This is a genomic window from Lyngbya aestuarii BL J (assembly GCF_000478195.2).
GTDB lineage: Bacteria > Cyanobacteriota > Cyanobacteriia > Cyanobacteriales > Microcoleaceae > Capilliphycus > Capilliphycus aestuarii.
The window spans coordinates 64,619-88,419 of the sequence record NZ_AUZM01000001.1; the positions used below are offsets into that span (position 1 = coordinate 64,619).

General features: G+C 41.2%; 18 protein-coding genes and 1 pseudogene. 15 read left to right on the forward strand and 4 right to left on the reverse strand.

All coding sequences use genetic code 11. The annotated features are described in order from the left end of the window. Window positions 1–16: 16 nt before the first annotated feature. The 6 genes from M595_RS32010 (at window position 17) to M595_RS29955 (ending at window position 4,443) form a co-directional block, all read left to right on the forward strand. On the forward strand, window positions 17–433 hold the full coding sequence (locus M595_RS32010) for a glycosyltransferase family 2 protein (protein ID WP_238986994.1): 417 nt from the start codon (window positions 17–19) through the stop codon (window positions 431–433). Continuing rightward, window positions 406–945 carry a glycosyltransferase family 2 protein gene (locus M595_RS32015; protein ID WP_023063986.1) on the forward strand — a complete coding sequence of 180 codons (540 nt, stop codon included), beginning with the start codon at window positions 406–408 and terminating at the stop codon, window positions 943–945. The genes M595_RS32010 and M595_RS32015 overlap by 28 nt, the downstream gene beginning before the upstream one ends. Window positions 946–1,087: 142 nt before the next feature. Next, complete coding sequence (locus tag M595_RS00255; protein ID WP_023063870.1) at window positions 1,088–1,966, forward strand: glycosyltransferase family 2 protein; 879 nt, start codon at window positions 1,088–1,090, stop codon at window positions 1,964–1,966. 77 nt (window positions 1,967–2,043) lie between these two features. Further along, window positions 2,044–3,645, forward strand: a complete 1,602-nt coding sequence (locus M595_RS00260) for a GMC oxidoreductase (protein WP_023063921.1) — start codon at window positions 2,044–2,046, stop codon at window positions 3,643–3,645. A gap of 30 nt (window positions 3,646–3,675) precedes the next feature. After that, entirely contained in the window at window positions 3,676–4,047 is a 372-nt protein-coding gene (locus M595_RS29950) for a sulfotransferase family 2 domain-containing protein (protein WP_023064049.1), read from the forward strand. A 153-nt stretch (window positions 4,048–4,200) separates the two neighbouring features. Then, window positions 4,201–4,443 carry a hypothetical protein gene (locus tag M595_RS29955; RefSeq protein WP_052001670.1) on the forward strand — a complete coding sequence of 81 codons (243 nt, stop codon included), beginning with the start codon at window positions 4,201–4,203 and terminating at the stop codon, window positions 4,441–4,443. A 132-nt stretch (window positions 4,444–4,575) separates the two neighbouring features. On the opposite strand, the gene M595_RS00275 is transcribed toward M595_RS29955, so the two are convergent. From M595_RS00275 to M595_RS00285, 3 genes are read right to left on the reverse strand one after another with little or no spacing between them, the layout of a single operon-like run. Further along, window positions 4,576–9,303 (reverse strand): nSTAND1 domain-containing NTPase, encoded by a 4,728-nt coding sequence (locus M595_RS00275; RefSeq protein WP_023064013.1) that lies wholly within the window; start codon window positions 9,301–9,303, stop codon window positions 4,576–4,578. Then, window positions 9,269–10,297, reverse strand: a complete 1,029-nt coding sequence (locus M595_RS00280) for a DUF1822 family protein (RefSeq protein ID WP_023064003.1) — start codon at window positions 10,295–10,297, stop codon at window positions 9,269–9,271. The genes M595_RS00275 and M595_RS00280 overlap by 35 nt, the downstream gene beginning before the upstream one ends. A gap of 16 nt (window positions 10,298–10,313) precedes the next feature. Continuing rightward, window positions 10,314–11,849 carry a hypothetical protein gene (locus M595_RS00285; RefSeq protein ID WP_083492747.1) on the reverse strand — a complete coding sequence of 512 codons (1,536 nt, stop codon included), beginning with the start codon at window positions 11,847–11,849 and terminating at the stop codon, window positions 10,314–10,316. Between the two features lie 123 nt (window positions 11,850–11,972). Between M595_RS00285 and M595_RS30915 the strand changes: the two genes are divergently transcribed. Further along, on the forward strand, window positions 11,973–12,122 hold the full coding sequence (locus tag M595_RS30915; protein ID WP_023063938.1) for a hypothetical protein: 150 nt from the start codon (window positions 11,973–11,975) through the stop codon (window positions 12,120–12,122). Between the two features lie 440 nt (window positions 12,123–12,562). On the opposite strand, the gene M595_RS00290 is transcribed toward M595_RS30915, so the two are convergent. Next, window positions 12,563–13,636: an AI-2E family transporter gene (locus M595_RS00290; protein ID WP_023063901.1), complete on the reverse strand. Its 1,074-nt coding sequence runs from the start codon at window positions 13,634–13,636 to the stop codon at window positions 12,563–12,565. Window positions 13,637–13,898: 262 nt separating this feature from the next. Here M595_RS00290 and rbp point away from each other — a divergent pair, with 262 nt between their 5' ends. The 8 genes and pseudogenes from rbp (at window position 13,899) to M595_RS00335 (ending at window position 23,781) form a co-directional block, all read left to right on the forward strand. Next, on the forward strand, window positions 13,899–14,201 hold the full coding sequence (rbp, locus tag M595_RS00295; protein WP_009784900.1) for an RNA-binding regulator: 303 nt from the start codon (window positions 13,899–13,901) through the stop codon (window positions 14,199–14,201). A 182-nt stretch (window positions 14,202–14,383) separates the two neighbouring features. Beyond that, window positions 14,384–16,000, forward strand: coding sequence for a B12-binding domain-containing radical SAM protein (locus M595_RS00300; protein WP_023063876.1), 1,617 nt, complete (start codon window positions 14,384–14,386; stop codon window positions 15,998–16,000). Between the two features lie 188 nt (window positions 16,001–16,188). Further along, complete coding sequence (gene ccmP / locus M595_RS00305; protein WP_023063987.1) at window positions 16,189–16,830, forward strand: beta-carboxysome protein CcmP; 642 nt, start codon at window positions 16,189–16,191, stop codon at window positions 16,828–16,830. Between the two features lie 59 nt (window positions 16,831–16,889). Further along, the gene (locus M595_RS00310; protein ID WP_023064006.1) at window positions 16,890–17,786 is read left to right on the forward strand and encodes a pentapeptide repeat-containing protein; all 897 of its coding nucleotides are present in this window, start codon (window positions 16,890–16,892) and stop codon (window positions 17,784–17,786) included. Window positions 17,787–17,870: 84 nt separating this feature from the next. After that, entirely contained in the window at window positions 17,871–19,613 is a 1,743-nt protein-coding gene (locus tag M595_RS00315; protein WP_040483354.1) for a WD40 domain-containing protein, read from the forward strand. 195 nt (window positions 19,614–19,808) lie between these two features. Then, window positions 19,809–20,006 (forward strand): hypothetical protein, encoded by a 198-nt coding sequence (locus tag M595_RS00320; RefSeq protein WP_023064019.1) that lies wholly within the window; start codon window positions 19,809–19,811, stop codon window positions 20,004–20,006. A gap of 269 nt (window positions 20,007–20,275) precedes the next feature. Beyond that, a pseudogene (locus M595_RS00330) lies at window positions 20,276–23,311 on the forward strand (two-partner secretion domain-containing protein). Between the two features lie 260 nt (window positions 23,312–23,571). Continuing rightward, the gene (locus M595_RS00335; protein ID WP_023063883.1) at window positions 23,572–23,781 is read left to right on the forward strand and encodes a hypothetical protein; all 210 of its coding nucleotides are present in this window, start codon (window positions 23,572–23,574) and stop codon (window positions 23,779–23,781) included. Window positions 23,782–23,801 lie beyond the last annotated feature (20 nt).

Genomic DNA, 23,801 nt, shown 5'->3' on the forward strand with positions numbered 1-23,801 from the left:
AAAAACTCAGGTAAAAATGATGAATCAGCCTTTTTTCTCCATTGTTATTCCGACCTATAACCGCCCGGATAGACTGAAAAATTGTCTTCAATCTATCAGCAACCTCGACTATCCCCGCGATCGCTTTGAAGTGATTATTATTGATGATGGAAGTTCGATGTCTTTAGAACCCATTGTCACTCCTTTTCATCAACAAATTGAGATCACTTTCATCACTCAAGCCAATGCAGGGCCGGCTTCTGCACGCAATACGGGGGCGGCTAAAGCCCGAGGAAAATTCATTGTTTTTACCGATGATGACTGTCAACCGAAACCCAATTGGTTAAACAGTTTAGAAACTCAATTTACCCGGACTCCCAAAAGCTTATTAGGAGGCAAAACCCTCAACAGATCGGAACGGATAATTTGTATTCAACCGCCAGTCAATTACTGATAGATTATCTGTACGAATATTACAACGCTGACCGCGAACAAGCCAGCTTTTTTGCGTCTAATAACTTTGCCCTTTCTACAGATAGTTTTCATCAAGTCGGGCGGTTTGATACAACATTCCCCCTCGCTGCCGGGGAAGATCGGGAATTTTGCGATCGCTGGTTGTATCAAGGTTATTCAATGGCAGCCGTCCCCGATGCCGAAATTTATCATGCTCACAATTTAACATTAAAAAGCTTTTGGCGACAACATTTTAACTACGGTCGAGGGGCTTTTCACTTTCATCAATTACGGGCTAAAAGAGGGGTGGGAGAAATCAAAGTTGAACCCTTATCCTTCTACTTTAAATTGCTGAGTTATCCCTTTTTCCAACCCGGACATCATCAACCGAGATTAATCCTTTCTATGCTGTTTTTTGTCTCCCAAGTTGCCAATGTTTTGGGTTTTTTCTGGGAACGCATAAATTCCAAATCAAAAGTTCATCCTTCTCCGCTTCCCGTTGAAAACAATTGATTTTGTCTGAACAGAGTTCAAATCTCTTTGCATTGAAAGTTTTTTGGTGATAAAATAAAAGGGTTATAAAATCAAGGTAAATCATACAAAGCCAATCCATTAAAACTATGCGCTTAACAACGAATTTATGGGAGGTAAAGTTATGAGTCATCCCCCAATCAGTATTATTATTCCAACCCATAATCGACCTCATTTATTACCGAGAGCGGTTCAGAGTGCGCTGAATCAAACCTACCAAAATTTAGAAGTGATTGTGGTCGATGATGCTTCACAAGAACGTGCATATCTCCCAGACGATCCCAGATTGCGAGTTATTTTTTTAGAAAAGAACGTGGGCGGAGCGGGGGCGCGAAATGTGGGAACTAAAGCCGCTTTAGGACGCTGGGTGACTTACTTAGATGACGATGATTATTTACTACCTAACATGGTAGAAATTTCTCTGTCAATATTGGAAAAAACAACCGCCAATCCCCCTGTTGCAGTCATTTCAGGACTTCAAAAAGTAGATGAGACGGGTAAAGCGATCGCCACGCGCATTCCCCCCGCTCTTTCTCCGAAAGGAAGCCATTTCTTTTTAGAAACCCCAGAACCCGGGCGTTCTTTTCACACCAAACAAACCCTAGTTGTGGAGCGGGATCTGGTATTGAAAATTGGGGGATGGGATGAAACCTTTCGCTCCCGTGTTCATTCGGAATTCTTTTTACGACTAAATCCCCAATGTACTCTAATAGGTTTACCGAGCGTAACTTATCATCTCCTCTCTCATAGCACAGAGCGAGTCTCAGGCAATCAACAGCTACGACAAGAAAGCTTTTATCGTTTGATTAAAAAACATCAGGATGTCTTTAGAAAGCATCCTAAAATGTTTGCTGAGTTTGTCTACAAACACGCCGTCACCTCCTCTGAAATGGGGCAGAATAAAGCCGCTTTTACTCATTACCTCTGGGCTTTGAAACTTCATCCCGCTCACACCTTTTTTATGAGCGCTTGGTCTGCTTTTTCTCAACTATCAAGAAGGTAGAAGGGCTATTTTTAACGGCTTCAACTTCTTCTTAATTATCTTTTGTCCAAGTCAACAATATTTATATAGGAGCTTACATGATTCGCGACATTTTAGAAATTGATGAGCAAACGACATTAAAAGGTCAAGTAATTGTTCTTGGCTCCGGCATTGCGGGGGCTGAAGTGTCAACCCATCTCGCCCGTCATGGCCGGGATGTAATATTACTCGAAAGTGGACGCGATCGCTTTGATCCCGAGATTCAAGCCTTAAACGATGTAATCTTTCTGGGGAAACGCCACCGCGAGTTAAATCCGAATACATATTATCATCGATACTTACCTCCTGAGCTACGGGGAGTCAGTCGGGTACGTCAGTTTGGGGGAACCAGTAACGTCTGGACCGGGAAATGGAAATATCTACAGCCTTCTGACTTCGACGGAAGAGATTGGATACCCAACAGTGATTGGCCGATAGACTTTACCGATCTCCTAGAACATTATCGTTCTGCTGCCAAAGATTATGGATTTGGTGATTTAGAAGCCGAAGCGGTACGCCCTGAAATCTTGGAACTTCGAGCCAAAATTGCGGCCTATGGCTTGAAAATGAGCAGTTTTTATTGGGAGAAAACCCCCACCCGCACAGCAATCCGTTTTGGGGAAGAAATGCGTCGATCGCCGAATCTACAAGTGATTCAAGGTGCGACAGCAACGGAGTTAAAACTCGATCCTTCAGGCCAGCGAGTGACTGCGGTGGTTTGTCGCTCTCTCGAAGGTCGAGAAATCTTGGTTGAGGGTGATACCATTGTTCTGGCGACTGGGGCGTTTGAAGCAGCACGTCTGTTATTGGCATCTGACCGTCAAATCCCCAATGGTATCGGTAATGCTCATGATCTTGTGGGTCGTTTCTACACCGATCACCCGAAACATCATACTGGCTTCCTCTTGCCTGGTCATCTAACTCGACAATATGCCCCTGAGTTGCAATATGCCCCTAAACCTCGGTTTTGTATCTGTTTTGCTTTAGATGATGAGACTCAGCGTCAACACAAGCTTCTCGAACACGTTTTATATATTAAGCCAATCTATGAAAAACTAACAGACCGACTCAAACGAATCATTCAACGTCGGCCGATTTGCAAGGATAATAACGGAGTGGTGGCTGCATATCAAGTCAAGTTTGTGACGGAGCAACTTCCCCAAAAAGATAGCCGTCTTAAGCTCGGTACTGAACTGGATGCCCTTGGTCAACGAAAATTAGAGGTTGACTGGTGCTTTACTGAGCATGATCATCGTTCCATGAAGAAAACCTTGGAATTGTTGACCCAACGTTTTGCTGAGGTTGGTATTGGCACCTTTGAGTTTGGGGATGATTCGCCCTGTATCGATAATATGACCGACGCCGCCCACCAAATGGGAACAACGCGCATGGGTAGCTGTCCTGAAGAGGGAGTGGTTGATGTTAATTGTCGGGTGTTTGGCACGGATAATCTGTATGTCGCGAGTTCTGCCGTCTTCCCAACGGGGCCTTCCTATTCACCTACTTTTACTATTTTAGCTCTCGCCCGTCGTCTTGGTCAACATTTGCTTGAGATAACAAAGTCTCATTCCCCGAGCAAGCATAAGACTGAAGTAGCTTCAGCCAGTGACTTCCCGACAACTTTAGTCAATACCGCAAGCCAACAAAGCGACCATCTCTAATCAGTTTGATCTCTAAAAAGGTATGGATTTATGAGAGTTGAAAGTTTAAAAGTTCAAGTCCAAAATATTTTTAGTTCTCCCAAGCCCAAGATTATTTTTATGCACGTTCCTAAAACAGGAGGGACATCAGTTGATCGCTCTCTGAGAATGGTTTATGGAAAAAAAAATAGTTACCAAGTTCACCCCATACTAACCAGTAATGCGGTTAAAGCTGTGACTCAAAACGGGAAAATTCACGGTAAAATTGATAAATTTCAACTCCGAGAATCCCTTTTGATTTACGAGATGGCTAAAGGAACAAAATATATTTCCGGTCATTTTCATTTTAACGAAGATATTTGGGAAGCTTATCGCGATCAATATGCTTGGATTACTATTTTAAGAAATCCGGTAAAACGATAGATCTCTCAGTATTTTTATGATGCGTACAAACCGGAAGATCACGCCCGGGTTAGCGAGAGTTTAGAGGATTTTATTGACACCGAAAGGGGAAAGTTTAGAGGACAAAATTATATTAACTACTTTGGCAATTTTTCCCGAGACGATAGCACTGATTTGTCAACAAGATTAGAGGCGGCTAAAGAAAACTTATCAAAATTATCTTTGATTTCTTTTTTAGATGATTTAGATCGGTTCAGAAATGATTTACAAGATAAATTCAATTTAACTGTTAAGATTCCGCACATGAATAAAAATCCAGTTTCCCAACCTGAAATTGAAGCGTCAGTCATCAAAAAAATAGAAAACATTTGTGAATATGATTTAAAACTTTATGATTATGCCAAAGAAAATTTTTGATGATTATTTTGACCTCAACGCTTAGTCACTGATTAACCGGATTTCATATAACCAATCTCTGGGATAAAGTTGCTTAAATAAAATTTCCCCCTGGTGATAACAATCTTTAATTCGAGTTCTGGTGTCTAAATCTTAATCGGTTGTCAAATTAAAAGCATCACAAATAGAGCGATCGCTTTCACTCATCTGAGGATAATGTTGCAAATAATTTTGTACCCAAGTACATCCTTGATGTAACAGTTGATCTTGATCCAAAACTTGGGGGATATTCCACAGAATCACACTTTGATCTTCACTGGCGGTCGCCAACGTTTGACCATCAGGACTAAACGCCACTTTCCGAACCGGGCCATTGTGACCGTTGAGAGTGGAAAGCAAGACCCCTTGATTGTCCCAAAGTTTCACGGTTCCATCTTGACTCGCGGACGCTAGGGTTTGACCATCGGGACTAAACGCGATACCCAAAACTTCACCATCGTGGCTATTCAAGGTGTGAATTAGCATCGGGGGTTGATTGGCCTGCAATGTCCAAAGTTTAACCGTGTGGTCTTCACTCCCTGTTGCTAACATTTGACCATCGGGACTAAACGCCACAGTCTTCATTCCCCCTTGATGGGCCTCCAACGTGGCTAACAAAACACCGTTAACATCCCAAAGTTTAACGATTCCCCCCCGACTTGAGGCTGCTATCGTTTGACCATCGGGACTCAAAACGACATCCCAAACCTCTGTGTCAAAACCGTTGAGAGTTTTTAAGACAATCGGGGGATTCTTTGGGGACAGTTTCCACAATTTCACCGTTTTATCGGAACTCGCGGAAACCATCATTTGACTATCGGGACTGAAGGCAACCGCGTAAACCAAGTCTTGATGGTCTGTTAAAGTCGTGCGTAGCGTTCCGTCAGCATTCCAGAGTTTAATCGTTCTATCCCAACTCGCCGAAGCCAGGGTTTGACCATCGGGACTCAATGCGACCCCACTCACCTCAGCAGTATGACCTTTCAAGGTTGAACGTAAGCTGCCGTCTGGGTTCCAGAGTTTCACTGTTTTGTCACGACTGGCGGTGGCAATTGTCCGGCTATCCTGACTCCAGGTAACGCCCCAAACCTCATCATCAGAAACGTTCCACCGCGTTAGCAGGCTGTTGTGAAGTCTCCAGAGTCTCACGGTTTTGTCGCCACTGGCCGAAACCAGAGTGTGACCATCGGGACTAAACGCTACTTTCCAAACTTCATTGTCATGCCCTATCAGGGTTTTTTGCAAGCTGCCGTCGCGGTTCCAGAGTTTAATCGTTTGGTCGCCACTGGTTGAAGCTAAGGTCTGACCATCGGGACTGAACGCCACGGCATACACTTGATCATTATGCCCTATCAGGGTATTTTGCAAGCTGCCATCGCGGTTCCAGAGTTTGACAGTACCATCAAAACTCGCGGAGGCAATAGTTTGACCGTCGGGGCTGAAGGCAACTCCACAGACTCCCGCCCGATGGCTGTTGAGAGTCGTTTGTAAAATTGGGTTTTTGAGTGTCTTAATCGTCCAAAGTTTGAGGCTGTTATCTTCACTGGCGGATGCTAAAGTTTGACCATCGGGACTGAAAGCAACCCCTCGAACGGGGCCTTGATGACCTTTTAAAACACTAATTAAGCTGCCGTCAATATTCCACAATTTAACGGTTTTGTCTCGACTGGCTGAAGCAATAATTTGACCATCGGGGCTAAAAGCAACCGCATAAACTTCTGCATCATGGGCGTTTATTGTGGTTCGTAAACTGCCATCAATATTCCACAATTTAACGGTTTTGTCTCGACTGGCTGAAGCAATAGTTTGACCATCGGGGCTAAAAGCAACCGCATAAACTTCGAGTTGATGATCTTTTAAAGTGGTGTGTAAACTCCCGTCAATATTCCACAAATTCACCGTTTTATCGGAACTCGCTGACGTAATAGTTTGACCATCTGGACTGATGGCAACTTGCCAAACCCAATCTTGATGTCCGACTAAACGGTTAGATTCTACTACACCATAAAGGGATTGATTTAGAACTTGTTTTACTCTATTTTTTAGAGTGGGATTTTTTCCCGTGACTTGTTGTAATTTTTGCTGGGCGCGTAGGGCTTCAACTAACGCATCTAACTGATGATTTGAAGTAAATAAGGATTGAGAATATTGAGTAATTGCTCTGATTTCATTCGTCAGTGAATTTTGCCATTGTCCGACTGCAACTGTTGCTAAACTCACCGCTAAAAACAAACCTCCACTCAGTCCAGAAAGGGTGAATTGTCGGCGTCGCTTTTTTTGCTGAGTTTCCGTATTCCGCAAAGCGATACTTTTTTCAATAAAATATTGATCGCTTGAACTTAATTCTTGAGGACGTTGCTGTTGCCAATGTTCAGCCTCGGCTAGTAGTCTTCCCCGTAACAAAGCACCTGCATCATAATCGCTTTTTTCCCATTGATGAAATAAGGTGCGTAACTGTTCTTGCCAGGAGCGAAAGTCTCCATCCAATTTTATCCATTGTTCCAGTCGTTTCCAATTTTTAATCAGCGCTTCGTGAACAATTTCGATAGTTTCTTCTGCGGTAATTTCATTGCGGTTTGTTACTACTAAACGGGCAGAAGCGAGATGAGTAACAATATCCCAGTTTTCGGGATTAATTTCATCACCCGTAGCAATTCGACGACTAAAATCGGTTCCTTCTCCGGGTTGAACTAACTGTAAAAAGACTCGTTGTGTTCTGAGTTTATCGCTGAAATTGAGTTGATTATAGACTTCTTCTGCGTGTCGAGCGAGGGCTTTTTCTACGCCTCCAATTTCTTCATAGGCTTGATGGGTTAGCCAGCCTTGTTGTTGCTTCGGCCACAGTTCTGTTAAAGCAAATTCTAATAAGGGTAAACGTCCGGGTTCTAAGGTTGCTGCAATTAGTTTTTCGGTGAGTCCTGTTTCGAGTTTAACCTGCATTTTATCAGCAGGCTTTTCGATAACGGTTTGTAATTCTTCCCGACTCATTGGGCCGAGGTTATAAACTGAACCTTGCAAAGCATCACTCAAAGGCCGATAAGATAAAGCATAACTATAAAAATCAGCTCGTAATGTTAAAATCAGCGAGAAGCGAGGAACGAGACTGATGGCGGTTAAGATTGCGTCTAAAAAAGCTTGACGTTCCGCGTCGCTGGTTTGCGTATAAAGTTCTTCAAATTGATCAATAATTAAGGCAATTCTTCGATGCAGAAAGTTTTGAAGATAGCGATAGATAATTTCTGCTAAAGCGTGTTTATCTTGCTTGAGTTCAACGGCTAATTCGAGTTCGAGTAAACGATGATGATAGGGTTGATTTTGAGTTGTATTTTCTTGGGGTTTCCAGTGAATTGCCTGAACTAATGCAACGGCTAAAGCTTCAATTGGATTTTGACCCGGACGGATAGAAATAATTTGCCATTGTTGAGTGATATCTTGACGAAGTTGAGGCACTAATCCTGCAAATACTACGCTTGATTTTCCACTTCCACTCGCCCCAATTACAGCAACTAAAGGATTATTTTTAACCGCAGAAACTAAGGTTTCAGTAAAGGTTTCTCGCCCAAAAAATAAGTCTGCATCTTCTTCACTAAAGGCAAACAAACCCCGATAAGGACAAGGTGGACTTCCCCCTAATTGTAACCAAGTCGGAGCTTCAACGGAGGGATTTTGACAAATAATCGGTAAACCCGAGGCGCCGGGAAATTCATTTTCGAGAGTTTGGAGTTGAAAACGGGCTTGTTGAACTGAACGATAAAAAGAGAGTCGTTGAATGGCAAAGGTTTCTAAAAAATGCCTTAAAAATTCCTGGGCGACATAATTGGGTACGGGTTCGCGCATGACAATTACAGTCGGAATATGCAAATGTTCCAACGCTTTAGCGAGTCCTAAACCGTCGCAGGAATTGAAAATTGCTAGTTTTAATCCATTAAAAATGGCTTGCTGGAGAGTAGTTGAAAGTTCTTCTAAAGTGAGGTTATTATCTGTAGGATGGTCGTTGAGATAAATGCGCCCGGTTTGGCCAACGGTCACAGCAGGCTCCGTCGTTGTACGGCGGAGTAATCTGTGGCTTTTGGTTTGACTATGACCTGCAAAAAATAGAATATCCCAACCCTGACTATCTGCGAGATGTGTTTCAAATTCTTGACGAGTGGGATTGATTAAAAACTGCGGTTCTGCATCGCTTAAATTTTGCAACATTTTCCGCTCAGTTGTTAAGTCAATTCCTCGACTATTTCCAAAAACAGCTAAGATTCTAACGGCAGTTTTTGTAGAGTTAGCTTGAGAAGATGCAGGAATGCGATATTCCGGTTGACTCAGGGCGAGTTCTGCGAGGGGATAATCCTGAAAAAATTCCCAATTTTGCCACGGAAGGCGTCGTAAAATTTCGTCTGGTGTTTCAAGAATGACTCGAATTTCTTGAGTAGAGTCTAGATGAGAACGAAGCTGTTTTTCGAGGTGAGAAAAAGATTCGGATTTCAGCCAAGAATTGAGTTGGACTTGAAATTGATGATTTAAGTCTTCAAAACTGACTTGGGAAACATTTGTCACCCCTCCAAGTTCAATTTCAAAATCATCATCATCATCGTCTTCTTCATCGCTTAGAGAAAGTAAAGCATGACGCTGGCACAGACTTTGATAAACAATTTTCCAGCTTTGATAGAGTTCAATTAAGGCGGGTTCTGGCGGTAAACTGGCGACAAATTGTGCTAAAACAGAAGATGTTTGATTGCGAATTTGTACACAAATACTTGGAAAACCGACGTGTAAACTACCCATCCCCAACGACAACACAACCACTTGGCTGAGTTCAGATTTCAAATTCTTCTCTAATTCGGGTATCATTCCAACTGACCTCAATAGTAAATTTTTTTCCAGATTTTCCTTTAAAAGGATATAGTTGGATATAGTTGTCGTGGCTGCGGGAAGTTACTTCTTGAAAGATTTTACCTGCTTTTGATTGCAAAGTCAATTGCACAGAAGGTGGCAAATATTCATCTTTTCCAGTCGGGTGAAGTTGCACCAAAATCCGTCGTTTTTCATCTGGTTCTGGAGTGACTGTTACTAACATTATAAAGCGGCGACTATTTAACTGCATCCCCAAGTTAATCAGCTTTCCCCGTTTAATTTCTTCGGAGACACAACTAATTTCTTCAGAGACACAACGAGTTCCCAAAGCCAAATTTAGTTCAGGAGAAACTAAAGCTTCGAGGGGTTGCCAAGCCGACTCAAAAATATTCTGAAACCAATCAGAAATTTTGGCACAATTATTCCGTAAAATATTAGGCTGGATATTGGGCTGTAGAAAGTTACAGTAAAACAACAAATGATTCGGTTCAATATCAAATTCATCTAACGGAATTAAATAATCTATTTCTGATGATTTGAAGCGATAATTATCAGTAAATCTTAAAAGTTTTTCCTGAGAAATTGAACCTCTAAACAGCATTTCTTCTTCTTCTTCCATCACTTCAGCAACAATATAAAAATCAGCCAAGTGTTTGGGTTTCAAAAAAATCTCTTGAGGGAAAGAAATAAATTCATTGAGTACGTGTTCAACAGCAATAATACCAATCTTGAATTTTCCAAACTGAAAATGACCAATTTCTTCTTGGCTAGAATCAAGATTATGATGAATTTTTCCAGGAGACAAGCGTTCTGTAAACCATCGTTCTAAACCTAATAATGCTAAAGCATTTAAGTAAGTTTGCCATTGCTTTTCTTCCTCAATGATCGGATTACTTAAAACCATCGCCTGTTCAAAATCCTCACATTCTAGCGTGATAACTTCTGAGACAGTGAATTTTAAATCTTTTGTGGGGTTTTGATTTGTAAACATGACAAACTCCAATTAGCTAGATAAGTTGACTAAGATAAGCACGTAAATATTCAGCGTAAATACTCTTGAAAGAACGGTTTTTTCCAGTTCTCATTTCTTCAGAAGCATTCTGAAAAACCTCCTGATCTGCAAAAGCTTCAATTGCTTGTATGATTGTGTTTAAATAATCCGGTTTTGGCGGAATTGAAGTCAAACCCATTTCTTGAGCTTTTTTTAAGACTTCTTCCAAAAGATTTTGAACTGTCATCGTGCGAATTTTACTTAAAAGTTCACCCGGATTTAAAATTCTTCGGGTTTGATCCCAACTTGTCATTCCCAATACAGGAGCAATTTCTTTAAGGGACATTCCTTGATTATAATACAGTTGTAAGCCCGGAATAAATTGAGAAGCTTTCTCAGCATATTTTCGACTTTTTTTGAGTTGTTGAATCTTGTGCTGAACTTCTTTTTGAATAGCTTGGCTTAAAATTGCCCTCAGTTTTTGATGTAAAAACTCCACAATTTCTTGGTGTTCAATTTCAATTTTGGGTTTATACTCTTGTTGAAGATCAGAGCGAATTTCATACTGATTTTTGTCTTTGTTATAGACCTCTAAACATTCTCGGTTACTCCAAACTTCATATTGTCTGAGTTGTTTTGCAACTTGCTTGAGATCTTTAAACAGTTGTTCTTCACTACTAATTATTACCTCATGTTTTTGGAGTCTACTTAATATTTCTTGCAGTTGCTCAGAAGATGGATCAGGACATTTTTTGGCTCCTTTTGATTGTTGACGGCGATCGCGACGATAAACCTGATGAAAAGCTTCTACTAACAGGCGATCGCGAGTTGAAAGGGGTTCAAGTTGTTTAGAACGAGTTCGATTTAACAACGCCCAATCACTAATTTTTTTAAATCCATAATCAGATAAAAACTTCTTAATATCTGGATGTTGTTTCGTTTTAAAATAAACCCAATTTTTCAAACTCATTTTGGTGGGGTGATCGGCCTGAAAACTTTGTAAGATTTCCACCGAAAAAAATGGAAAAGTATTAGGCTTAAGACTCCCATCCTCTTGAAAAATAAATTGAGTTTTTTGATTGTCATCAAGGATAATCAAATGCTGACCATCATCATTGAGAACAAAAGGTAATAAATCTCGGTACTTAAAACTGTGTCCTCCTCCAAATAAACGCTCAATTCTTTGACAAGCTCTCAAAATCGGTTCAGAAACGGCACAACGTAGGCAAAGCCCAGCTAAAGCACGAGTTTGCAAGTCTATTTGTGCATTTTGAGCTTTTAAATAACTCAAAAGTAGGGTTTCAAAAGACTCTTTACACGAAGGTGAATGATCGGATTTGAGCAGTAGTTGTTCCAAAAATTCATGTGCTAATGTAATCCCATCAGTTTGATATCCAACCTTTTCACTAGCTGGATGAATTCGGAACATCTTCCAATATCTCGACAAGACACCCATAAACACAGCATTTCTATTTAAACTCATTGAGGTAGATGTTTGGCGGTTCTGGTGTGAATAAGATGCTATAACACCCCGACCTTGAAAATCAGGCATAACTTAAGGTTTCCTGCAACAAAAGAATTACAAAGCGAGTTCAAATTTTGAGCTTCACTGACCTCCTCTCGGTTTCTAGACTGTATTTAATCTCTAGATGTCAGCCTTTGAAGCTGATGCAGTTTGGAAACACCTCTGCGCTATACCGCTCTGAGTCATCCGGTGAGTGATGAACCGATCAGCCCTTTTCGGAAATTGATCACTGCACTAACTCATCATCTCAATCTCTATCTAGCAGACGGTAGAAAGATTCAACGTTTTGCGACAACTTAGTGCATCCTCCCGATCTGGCGACAAGAAGATTGAGATATTATGAATATCCTATCGTCAATTCTCTCTTTTTTGAATGGGCATTTTCAACTTGCTGAGAAGGTTTTGACAACCCACTCACCTCCGAGTTCACTGGTTGAGTCACCCCAGAAAATTGAGGGAAAAATGATCCCAGACCCAAATAATCTTCAAGATCCCCCTTCAAGTTGAACCTGAAAATCTCTATTACCCTTGATTTTCGCCCATTTTTGCCAGTGATAATCTCAACGATTTGAGTCGTTATCCCGCCATAAAACCGCGTTTAAAGTGAACTTCATTCCTATACTTTAGAGAGATTAACTTCTCTACATCATTGATTTTTACTAGAATTTAGCTCGAGCATTTGATCCATTTCTGATCCGACTATAAGAAGGTAAAGTTATTCTTGATTTCCCAAAAATAGGCTAAAACGATTCAGCCTTTTCTACTGAACTTGATTGTTCAATTTCTTCTAAACCCCGAATATTATCTGCAATTTTCTTCACTAAACTCGCAGTAGGAACCGCTAATAGTAAACCCAAAACCCCGGCAACTTTGACACCGGTTAATAGAGAAACAATCACTAAAGCCGGATTGAGTCCCGTAATTCCGCCAATTAACCGAGGGGCGATCACATTCTCATTAATTTGACCAATAATCAAAGCAATGGCTAAAACCTTCAGCCCCAAAAAAACATTATGTAATGACAATAAGGTACTAATGACTAAAACAGCAAAAGTTCCCCCAAAAGGAATTAAACTTAATGAACCAATTCCAAAGCCAAATAGTAACCAGAAGGGAATTTTAAAAATCAAGAACGCGAAGGATAACGCAATACTAAGAATCAACGCTAAAATCGCTTGTCCAGAGTAATAACCGCGAAAACTTTGTTGAATTATAAGCTGTATTTGATTGCCCCACTCTCTCGGTAGCCAGCTTATTAGTCCATCCCAGAGTTTCTCACCATTGAGAACTAAAAGAATTGTGAGTACAACCGTAACAATCAAATTCAAAGCACTATTAATCGTGTTTAAGGTTAAGTCAATAATTTCAGCCGTCAGAGATTTTAAAGTTCGAGAAAGTTGACTACTAATCTGAGCAGTCAAATCACTCAGATCCATCGGTAAATATTGAAGTACCGTCTGTTCATCAAGAGTATCCAACTGTTTTCGTCCTTCTTCTATCCAAGCGGGTAAACGATTCACAAATTCAATCAATTGTTGAAATACCAAAGGACTTAAAACAAAGACTAAAAATCCCAAAAATACAAGAGCCAGCAGAATCACTCCTGTAATTGCAAATCCTCGCGGTACGCCTCGCTGTTCTAAAAAAACAATTGGATATTCGAGTAAAAAGGCAATCAGACTTGCAGTTAATAAAATGCTGGGAACAGGCTGTAGATAGTTAAACAACAGTAAAATAAACCAAGCATTGATAAATAACAACGGAAAAGCTAAAGCCAGGTAAAACCAACGAGGTAGTTTTTGAGTTAAATTCATAGACCTGCACGATGATAGGGGTACTGAAGTGATATCTTAATCTTTCTTTTATCCATTTTGATCCTCAAAATTTGGGATGAAACTGATCTTGTCCAAACTTGCCCGTTATCCCATCGCTGAACTGCCCGTGTTACAATAGCTTTCGAGATTAGGCATAGGTTCTCGCTTCTGCTTTCAGTGCAAATCTGTTGTTCTGTTTGATTAAACAGAGCTTGACATCCGAAATCTCTCTACATTTTCAGTATGACTTTGGAGCTCATGTATGTCTATTTACGTTGGTAATCTCGCTTATGAGGTTACAGAGGAAGACTTGAAATCAGTATTTGCCGAATATGGTGCTGTACAGCGCGTGAGCATTCCTACTGACCGGGAAACAGGACGCCCTCGGGGTTTTGCATTCGTGGAAATGGGAGCAGAGTCCGAAGAAGATGCTGCTATCGAAGCTTTAGATGGGGCTGAATGGATGGGCCGCGACCTGAAGGTCAATAAAGCCAAACCCCGAGAAAATAAGGGTTCTTTTGGGGGGGGAAATCGTCAACGGGGTCGCTACTCCAATGATTATTGAGCTTTAAAATCTCAATTTTAACCCAATTCCTAATTTGATTAAATTTCAGGACAGGGAATATATTCTGTCCTGTTTTTATTAAATTGACTTCGATTTCTGGTTTGACCCCAACCCTTTTTGGATCATCAAACGTTAAGATTATCATTCCATATTAGTGTGGATTGTGGGAGGCTTCAAGATCAATGAAAGTTTTACTAATTTATCCCGTATTTCCAAAAACATTTTGGTCTTATGACAAAATTCTGGAGTTAGTGAACCGCAAGGTTTTATTGCCTCCTCTGGGACTGATTACAGTTGCCGCAATCTTACCTCAAGATTGGAATTTTACGTTGGTTGATCGCAATGTTCGAGAAGTGACTGAGGCTGAATGGGAAAGCGCAGATCTGGTCATTATCTCAGCAATGATCGTTCATAAAAGTGATTTAATCTATCAAGTCAAAGCGGCAAAACAACGGGGTAAATTAGTTGCTGTTGGCGGCCCTTATCCCACCTCTGTTCCTCAAGATGCTTTAGATGCTGGGGCTGATTTTCTCATTTTAGATGAGGGAGAAATGACGCTTCCTCTATTTTTAGAGGCTTTACAACGAGGCGAAACTTCGGGAGTATTTCGATCCGAAGAAAAACCCAATATTACGTTAACCCCCATTCCTCGTTATGACTTATTAGACCTCAGTGCTTATGATTCGATGTCAGTGCAGTTTTCGCGAGGATGTCCGTTTCAATGTGAGTTTTGTGACATTATTACTCTCTACGGTCGTAAACCCCGAACCAAATTACCCAGTCAACTTTTACAAGAATTAGATTGCCTCTACAAACTCGGTTGGCGTCGGGGAATATTTATGGTTGATGATAATTTTATTGGCAACAAACGCAATGTAAAATTGTTGTTAAAAGAACTCAAAGTTTGGCAAGCAGAGCATAGATATCCATTCCGATTTAATACCGAAGCATCTATTGATTTAGCCGCAGATGAAGAATTAATGGATTTGATGCTTCAATGTAACTTTGATGCCGTATTTTTGGGAATTGAAACCCCCGACGAAGACAGCTTAAAACTCACGAAAAAGTTTCAAAATACTCGCAGTTCTCTCAGCGATTCTATCGATAAAGTCATGCGGGTAGGATTGCGACCGATGGCTGGATTTATTATCGGGTTTGATGGCGAGAAACAAGGCGCAGGTGAGCGCGTAATTCAGTTTGTTGAACAAGCTGCAATTCCCACTGCTATGTTTGGGATGCTACAAGCGTTACCCAATACCGCATTATGGAATCGTTTAGAAACCGAAAATCGTTTACTGATTGACTCCAAACAAGATATCAATCAAACGACATTAATCAACTTTATTCCGACTCGTCCCATTGAAGAAATTGCTCAAGAATTTATCACAACATTTTGGACACTCTACGAACCTGAACGCTACTTAGATCGGGTTTATCGCTGTTTCTTGAAACTCGCTCCTTCTCCTTGCAAAGCCCCTTTTAAAACTCCCGAATTATCCGATTTAAAAGCCATCGCTATTGTCTTTTGGCGACAGGGCTTTAAACGTCAGACCCGATGGAAATTTTGGCATCATTTATTCGGCATTCTCAAACACAATCCCGGTGTCTGGGAACATTATCTCACCATTTGCGCCCACAACGAACATTTCCTAGAATATCGTCAGGCTGTTCGAGAACAAATAGAAGCCCAACTCGCCGAATATATCGCCCTGAGAAGTGCCAAACTTGATACCCAAATAGAGGAGAAAACAGATGTCGAACTTTCCCCAGTAGAAACCGTCTTAACCTCACACCTATAAGGCTGAAAAATTGTGTTAATCTGTGATCTATTTTTCGATCTCTCGGGGAAATTTATTTCCCCATACAGGCCAGACATAAAACCAAAAAACAATTTATTCTTGAGAGTGTAGATTATCGTTTTCTAGTCTGGCATAATGAGTTTATAGTGATTTGATCATTAACAGCCCCCTAAACGGAGAGTTCAGTCTTGGGTGTAGAATTACGCAGTTATGTCTATCTAGACAATTTACAATCTCAACACGCCGCCTATATCGGAACAGTGGCGCTAGGATTTTTGCCCCTACCTGGGGACGCTTCTTTATGGATTGAAATTTCACCGGGAATTGAAATTAATCGCATTACCGATGTTGCACTCAAATCAACCTCCGTTCGTCCAGGTGTTCTATTTGTTGAACGTCTCTATGGACTATTAGAAATTCACTCCAGTCGTCAAGGCGATACTGTCACCGCAGGACGAGCAATTTTAGAGGCTTTAGGGGTAGAAGAACGGGATCGTCTCAAACCTCGAGTGATCTCCAGTCAAATTATTCGTAATATTGATCCCCATCAAGCCCAACTGATTAACCGAAATCGTCGTGGACAACTTTTGCTTTCGAGTCAAACCCTTTATGTTCTCGAAGTTGAACCCGCAGCCTATGCCGCTTTAGCTGCCAATGAAGCCGAAAAAGCAGCTTTAATTAATATCCTTCAAGTTCAAGCCGTTGGGAGTTTTGGACGGCTTTATCTCGGAGGAGAAGAACAAGATATTTTCGCGGGTTCTCAAGCCGCTTTAACCGCCTTAGAAAATGTTTCGGGTCGTTCTCGTGATAACGCTAATAAAAATGAATAAGTATTCTCAACTCTGAGAAACAATTTTCCTTTTTTGATTGTCAATTGTAATAGCTATGTATGGTTAATATCGAACATCTTGCCCTATTAAAACGAGGTGAAAATCTTTGGACTGCTTGGAGAACCACTCACCCCGAAATCGAACCGGAGTTAGACGAAGCCAACCTCAGAGGGGTTAACCTCAAAGGAATTAACTTTAAATTCGCTCATCTCAAAGGTGCTAATCTCTCTCAAATTCAACTGATTGATGCTTGTTTATCTCAAGCTAATCTCAGTCATGCCAACTTGTATCAAGCCCAACTGCAAAATGCAAATCTTCACCATGCAAATCTTACTGGAACCAATCTCAGCTATGCCAATTTAATTGGTGTTAATCTCAGTGAAGCAAACTTAATGAGTTCAAACTTAAGCTACAGTGATTTACAACAAGCAGATTTGAGTCAAGGAAATCTCATTAGTACCAATCTCAGCCATACCAACCTCAAACAAGTCGATTTGAGTAATGCTCAATTGAAACGGGCTAACTTAAGACAAGCCTGTTTACATCAAGCCACCGTTTGTCATGCTAATTTGAATCATGCAAACCTCCATCAAGCGGAGTTAATTGCTGCTTACCTTTATCGAGCTAACTTGTACAAAACAAATTTGATGGATGCTCATTTAAACGGGGCTTATTTATTTCATGCTAATCTCATCGAAGCTAATTTAATACGGGCGGATTTTCGATTTAGTAACCTCAGTAAAGCCAATCTTTATCAAGCCGATGCTAGAGGGGCAAATTTTCGAGGCGCGGACTTGAGACAAGCCAACTTAGAAAAAGTAGACTTGAGTTATGCTAACCTGAGAGGAGCAAATCTACAAAATGCGAACTTAGAAGGTGCAACTCTCAACTCTGTAGACTTGAGTAAAACAGAACTTCAGGGGGCGATTATGCCAAAGGGAAACGTTCATCCGTGATCAGAAATCCCTAGATTTCATTTGTTCGCTTCCCTGAAAACAGCAATTTTTTTGAACCTTTGAATTTCAAAATTGGATTTCAAAATGAGAAGCCCAAACCTGTTTCAAATAGTCTCTCAAAGCCTGAGTTTGACGGGACTCACTTTTACCCTTGTTCTCAGTTTTCCCGTCTGGAGTCAAGAAGCTGATCATCGATTTTCTGACCTCCCCCATCTTCCCCAACAGCTTGCATTAACCCCCACAGATATTAACAAAATTGCCAGTGATATTACTGTGCGAATTGAGGGGCCAAAAGGCGGATCAGGAGTGATTATTGAAAAGCAAGAAAATACCTACTATATCCTCACCAATTGGCACGTGGTTAGTCAAGTTGGGGATTATGAAATCGTCACACCAGATGGTCAACGTCATTCAGTTTATTATAGCTTAATTCGTCAAATTCCCGGACTGGATCTCGCCGTTGTTCCGTTTAAAACTCGATCACGTTATCCCCTCGCTAAATTAACAAATTCAGACAGTGTTGATGAAGGAAGTGTGGTCTATGTTGCCGGATGGCCTCGTTCAGCCAGTACCTTGGGACATCGATTATTTTTGAGTACAAAAGGAACGGTAGAATATCGGCAAAAACCCCGCCAAGGATACACTTTAGTTTACAACAATTTAGTTAGAAGTGGCATGAGTGGCGGCCCCGTCTTAAATGAAGTCGGAGATGTAATCGGAATTAATGGTATTGTTCAACTCGGCGTTAATCCAGATCAAATTGTTTCCGCCGGAATCGAAATTAATCAGTTTTTAGCCTGGAGACAAGCCACAACTTTACCCATCGTTCCGGAACGTTTAGCGGCTCAATCGTCTTCTTCTCCCCCTCAAATGACATCCAATTTACCTCCAGCTACTCCAGCCAATCGTAGCATTGTAACTGGCAATCAAACTTATGCTTTAGCAACCAGTTTAGAGGAAAGTTCAGGAGAGATTCTATCAATAGAAATTGTACCTCCTTATGCGATTACTGGCAATAGTAATGGCAGTATTTCCGTTTGGAATTTAGCCACAGGTGGACTCCGAAAAACGTGGAAAGGTCATGACAGTTCAATTAATGCGATCGCGGTGAGTCCAAACGGTCAGATTTTAGCAACAGCGAGTGATGATGGTAGTATTAAACTTTGGGATTTAACAACAGCAATTAATACCGATACATTACCATTATTACACACTTTAAAAGAACATTCAAACGCTGTTTTATCCGTCGAATTTAGTCCCGATGGTCGCAAACTTGCCAGTGGAAGTTGGGATAATATGATTATGATTTGGGATACCCAAACCGGAGAATTATTAAATACCCTGATCGGACATTCTCAAATGGTCAGTGCGATTGCAATCAGTCCAGATGGTACAATATTAGCCAGTGGTAGTAAAGATAATACGATTAAAATTTGGAATCTAGAAACTGGAGAATTGATTCATACGTTAACAGGTCATACTCTCCCGATTTTATCTTTAGCAATTAGTCCAGATGGTAAAGTATTAGCCAGTGGAAGTGCAGATAGTACAATTGCACTTTGGGATCTGCAAACCGCTCAACCTATTCGTCGAATGAGTGGTCATACGGATGGTGTTTGGTCAGTGGTAATTAGTGCAGATAATCGCACTTTAGTGAGTGGAAGTTGGGATAGAACGGTTAAACTTTGGGATCTGCAAACAGGAGAATTAAAAGGAAATTTAACAGGTCATTCTAGCTATGTAAATACTGTTGATATTAGCCCTGATGGACAAACAATCGTCAGTGGGGGCTGGGATGGTCAGGTAAAAATTTGGCAAAAGCCTTAATTTATTTTTGATCTTGCTTTCAAAACAAATTTTATTTTTAATAGATTAAGTTCATATTGTAAAGTTTCTGTATAGTTGCCAATATTCTAAACAATGGTTATATGGTTTGTGATAAAGCTTTGTTACAATTCAGTTATACTAATAAGTAAACTTGAGCAAGGTATAAGCTTTTTCATACAGGAGATCGGATACAAAATGGGTGTTATACACGAGCTTGTCGAAAAAACGCTCGATACAGGATATCTAACTTTAGAGACTGAAAAACAGTTAAGGAAACTGCTACAAACGACTAAATATAGTCAAGAAGATTTTGAAGCTTTTATTCAACTTCAAAATGCAGCCGTTGATGGTTTAGTAAAGCAAGAATCACGGGAATTGTTGCAAACGATGTAAATGAGCCGAATTAATCGGGAAAACTCCAAGTCTTTATATGCCCCGTCCCGATGCTGATCTTTCAGTACAAAGCGGGGCTTGCGAACGTTACCCTTCGTCAGTGAATCGCAGTAGTATTCGGTGATGTCGCAACCAATATCTCAAAAAAGTCGGCAATATAGGCTATACTAAGCCTGAAGACAAGTTAGACTTCTACTGATATTAATTTTTTTTCTCCAGGGAGCATCCGTATGATCAACCCCTCACAATCATTGTAAAGTTTTGCTCTCATGTACTTTTCCTCATTATCCAGGACGACTAGAGCAGTTTTCATCGGTGTTGTTTATACTGTTCAAGTCGCGCAAGTTAACGCCCAGATTTTACCCGATAATACTCTAGGAACTGAGAATTCTACAGTTGTTCCGAACCAAACCATTCGAGGGATACGAAGCGAACGCATTGACGGGGGTGCAGTTCGAGGAAACAATCTATTTCATAGCTTTCAAGAATTCAATATTGATGAAGGGCGAGGTGCTTATTTTTCCAATCCCGAAGGAATACAAAATATTCTTAGTCGGGTAACAGGTGAAAATCCCTCCAATATTTTGGGGGTATTAGGTGTTTTAGGAAATGCAAATTTATTTTGAATCAATCCCAACGGGATTGTCTTCGGGCCAAACGCACGGTTAGATGTTGGAGGTTCATTTTTTGCTACAACAGCCGATGGAATCTTATTTGAAAATGGCTTTGAATTTTCTGCAAGTAATCCCCAAGCACCACCATTATTAACCATTAATATTCCCATTGGATTGAACCTTCGCCCCGAACAACCCAATCCAACCATTACCAATCAGGGAAACTTGTTAACGGGGGAGGATTTAACTTTAATTGGAGGGAATCTAGACTTACAAGGTCAACTCCAAGCAGGTCGAAATTTAACTCTAGAAGCTCAAGAAACAGTGCAGGTTAGTGATAGTGTAGACAATCCTTTTATTGCCGAAGCCGGAGGGCAATTAGTCTTACAAGGAAATTCAGTTGAAATCTCTGCCCAAAATCATCCCAACAGTGGCTTTTTTTCTGGGGGAAATATGCTGTTGCGTTCTCCCGCAGCCGTGCGAGGCAATACTCAATTCTGGAGTGGGGGAAACTTTCAGATTGAAGAATTGGATGGAAATCTCGGACGTTTATCCAGTCCAAACGGGACAAAAATAAACTCGGGAGGCGATGTCAATTTTGACCGTTATAACGGAAGTTCACTGCGTATTTTAGCCGGAGGAAACGTTAACATCAATCAAATTAATATTACCAGAACCGCAAGTTCAGAATCCATCCCAGAAACCGTTATTCTGTCAAATGGAATAACCCCGGTTACGATTAATGGTAGCGCTCAACCCACCGTCGATATTCGCGCGGGAACAACAGTGACTCATCCGGGAAATTTAATTCCGAGTCAAAATCCCTCAACGGGAGCAAATATTAATATTGGAAGCATTACCTTAAATCAACCCAACGGACTCATTTTTCTGAGCAATCAATATCAACCCAATTCCTCCGTTTCCGGCGAAGTTAATGTGGGTACGATTACGACCAGCCCCGCCCTACTTTTGAACCAAAGTAACGATTCTAATAATGCCAATGGCGGTTCATTAATTGTTGACGCTCGGGGTGCAATTTCACTAACAAATACAGTCAATACCTCCGCACCTTTTTCAATTGATTTATCCGCCCTTCCTCCGGGAATTGACGATCTATCTAACCTTGATGATATTAATCTAGAACTTGTACCTCAACTTCTGCCTGCTTTTAACTTTTTGGGCAATGGTGGCGATGTGACTTTACTTGCTCAAGGCAATATTACTCTCAACCCCGGTTCAACGATTGAATCTTTGGGAGTTTCAGGGGGAAATATTATTCTCAATAGTCAAAGTGATGTTTTAATTAATGATGGATTTCTCATCAGTGTAACCGCAGGAGACGGCATCGGAGGCGATATCGAACTCTCAGGGCAATCAATTTCTGTCAGAGATTTTGGCGTAGTATTAAACTTGACAATCGCTTCAGGACAAGGAGGAAATCTGAACTTGGATGCAGTTGATACCGTCGCCATCTCAAATCAAGGAAAATTAAGCAGTATTTCAGAACTAAATAACCAGATCCTTAATATTATTTTCTCAGAGTTTCCTTTAACTGGATTAGCAAGCAGTACACTCGGTACAGGTAACGGCGGAAATGTTACGATTACAACCAACACATTAACGATTCGCAATCAGAGTCAAAATATTACCGGAATTACAACATCAACCCTACCCACCAGTAGAGGGAATGGAGGGAATTTAACCATCAACGCAACGAATTTTATAGAAGTGATCGGCAATCAAACCAATCGTTCAGTACCCTTTCAACTGAGAACAGTATTTAGCCCTCTCACTCCCGTCGATAACATACCCAGCGATCAGTTGGTTACAACGGGGATTACCACCGGAACAACCGCAATCGGACAAGGAGGAAATTTACAAATTAATACCCGACAATTTATCGTTGAGGATGGTGTTTCTATCTCTTCGAGCAACACCACCACCAGCCAGGGAAATGCGGGAGATTTAACCGTTAACGTTAGCGAATCTTTAGAATTGCGGGGTTTTGCAGGCTTGCTCTCCGGAAGTAGTGCTTCGGGCGATGGAGGAGAACTAACAGTCAATGCACCCACCGGTCGGGTGATACTCGAAGATGGGGCGGGAATTGCGACAGATGCCGATGGGTCTGGGAATGCAGGAAATTTAACCCTAAACGCCGCCCAAGTGATTCTCCGCTCTCCCAATAATTTAGCAGCTAGCGGTATCTTAACCTCTACCAGCACCAACTCAACGGGTTCGGCGGGAAATTTAACCCTAAAAACTGGAGCGTTAACCGTCGAAAATCAAGGGCAAATTTCGGCTTCCACCTCTGGGAGTGGTGCAGGAGGAACGGTTCAAATCACCACTGAACAGTTAACCGTTCGAGATCAAGCTCAAATCACCGTCAATAGCGATGGGAAAGGCGCCGCAGGAAACTTAGAAATTCGTTCTCCGGTGATTCTCCTCGATAACCAAGCCACCCTCAGCGCGGAAACTTCCGCAGGAGATTCGGGAAATATTACCCTCAATTCTGAAGAAATTCTACTGCGCCGCAACAGTCGCATTACCACAAACGCAACCGGAGAAGCAACGGGGGGAAGTATTACGATTGATACAGACCGTTTAATTGCGATAGAAAATAGTGATATTACGGCGAATGCAGAACAAGCGTTTGAGATCGGAAGATTTCGATTAATGCCGATGCCGTTTTAGGAACTCGAATTCGTACTCAACCCACCGCAGCCAGTGATATTACAGCGTCCTCTCAACTGGGAACTCAGTTTAGTGGAACGATTGATTTTAATAGTGAGTTTGATTCGTCGGGATTTGCTGTTGAATTTACTCAAGATGTCATAGATCCAGAAGCAATAATAGCTCAAAATCCCTGTCGTCCAAATCAAGAGAGTCAGTTTATTATCACTGGACGAGGCGGTTTACCCCCTAACCCGACTCAAGAAACAATTAATCCGGCGGTGAGTGTGGGATTAAGCGAGCAAATTCCTGAAACGGAACAGACATCTATTAATCCAATTCAACGCCAACAATCTTCAAGAAAAACAGCAGAACAACCGATTTCAAGTTTAGATATTGTTCCTGCACGGGGATGGATACGGACTGAAAATGGCGATGTTATTTTAGTCGGTTATGATCCGACTGGCACTCAGGTTCAACGTTCAAATTAACAGTCTAAAACCTGTGATTA

Excerpts from the sequence above, each read along its gene's own strand:
- M595_RS00280 (WP_023064003.1), bottom strand. The coding sequence starts at position 10,297 with ATGTTTACAAATCAAAACCCCACAAAAGATTTAAAATTCACTGTCTCA.
- M595_RS32010 (WP_238986994.1), top strand. The coding sequence starts at position 17 with ATGATGAATCAGCCTTTTTTCTCCATTGTTATTCCGACCTATAACCGC.
- M595_RS00275 (WP_023064013.1), bottom strand. The coding sequence starts at position 9,303 with ATGATACCCGAATTAGAGAAGAATTTGAAATCTGAACTCAGCCAAGTG.
- M595_RS00255 (WP_023063870.1), top strand. The coding sequence starts at position 1,088 with ATGAGTCATCCCCCAATCAGTATTATTATTCCAACCCATAATCGACCT.
- M595_RS00260 (WP_023063921.1), top strand. The coding sequence starts at position 2,044 with ATGATTCGCGACATTTTAGAAATTGATGAGCAAACGACATTAAAAGGT.
- M595_RS00310 (WP_023064006.1), top strand. The coding sequence starts at position 16,890 with ATGGTTAATATCGAACATCTTGCCCTATTAAAACGAGGTGAAAATCTT.
- M595_RS00320 (WP_023064019.1), top strand. The coding sequence starts at position 19,809 with ATGGGTGTTATACACGAGCTTGTCGAAAAAACGCTCGATACAGGATAT.
- M595_RS00290 (WP_023063901.1), bottom strand. The coding sequence starts at position 13,636 with ATGAATTTAACTCAAAAACTACCTCGTTGGTTTTACCTGGCTTTAGCT.
- M595_RS29950 (WP_023064049.1), top strand. The coding sequence starts at position 3,676 with ATGAGAGTTGAAAGTTTAAAAGTTCAAGTCCAAAATATTTTTAGTTCT.
- M595_RS00300 (WP_023063876.1), top strand. The coding sequence starts at position 14,384 with ATGAAAGTTTTACTAATTTATCCCGTATTTCCAAAAACATTTTGGTCT.
- M595_RS00315 (WP_040483354.1), top strand. The coding sequence starts at position 17,871 with ATGAGAAGCCCAAACCTGTTTCAAATAGTCTCTCAAAGCCTGAGTTTG.
- M595_RS00285 (WP_083492747.1), bottom strand. The coding sequence starts at position 11,849 with ATGCCTGATTTTCAAGGTCGGGGTGTTATAGCATCTTATTCACACCAG.
- rbp (WP_009784900.1), top strand. The coding sequence starts at position 13,899 with ATGTCTATTTACGTTGGTAATCTCGCTTATGAGGTTACAGAGGAAGAC.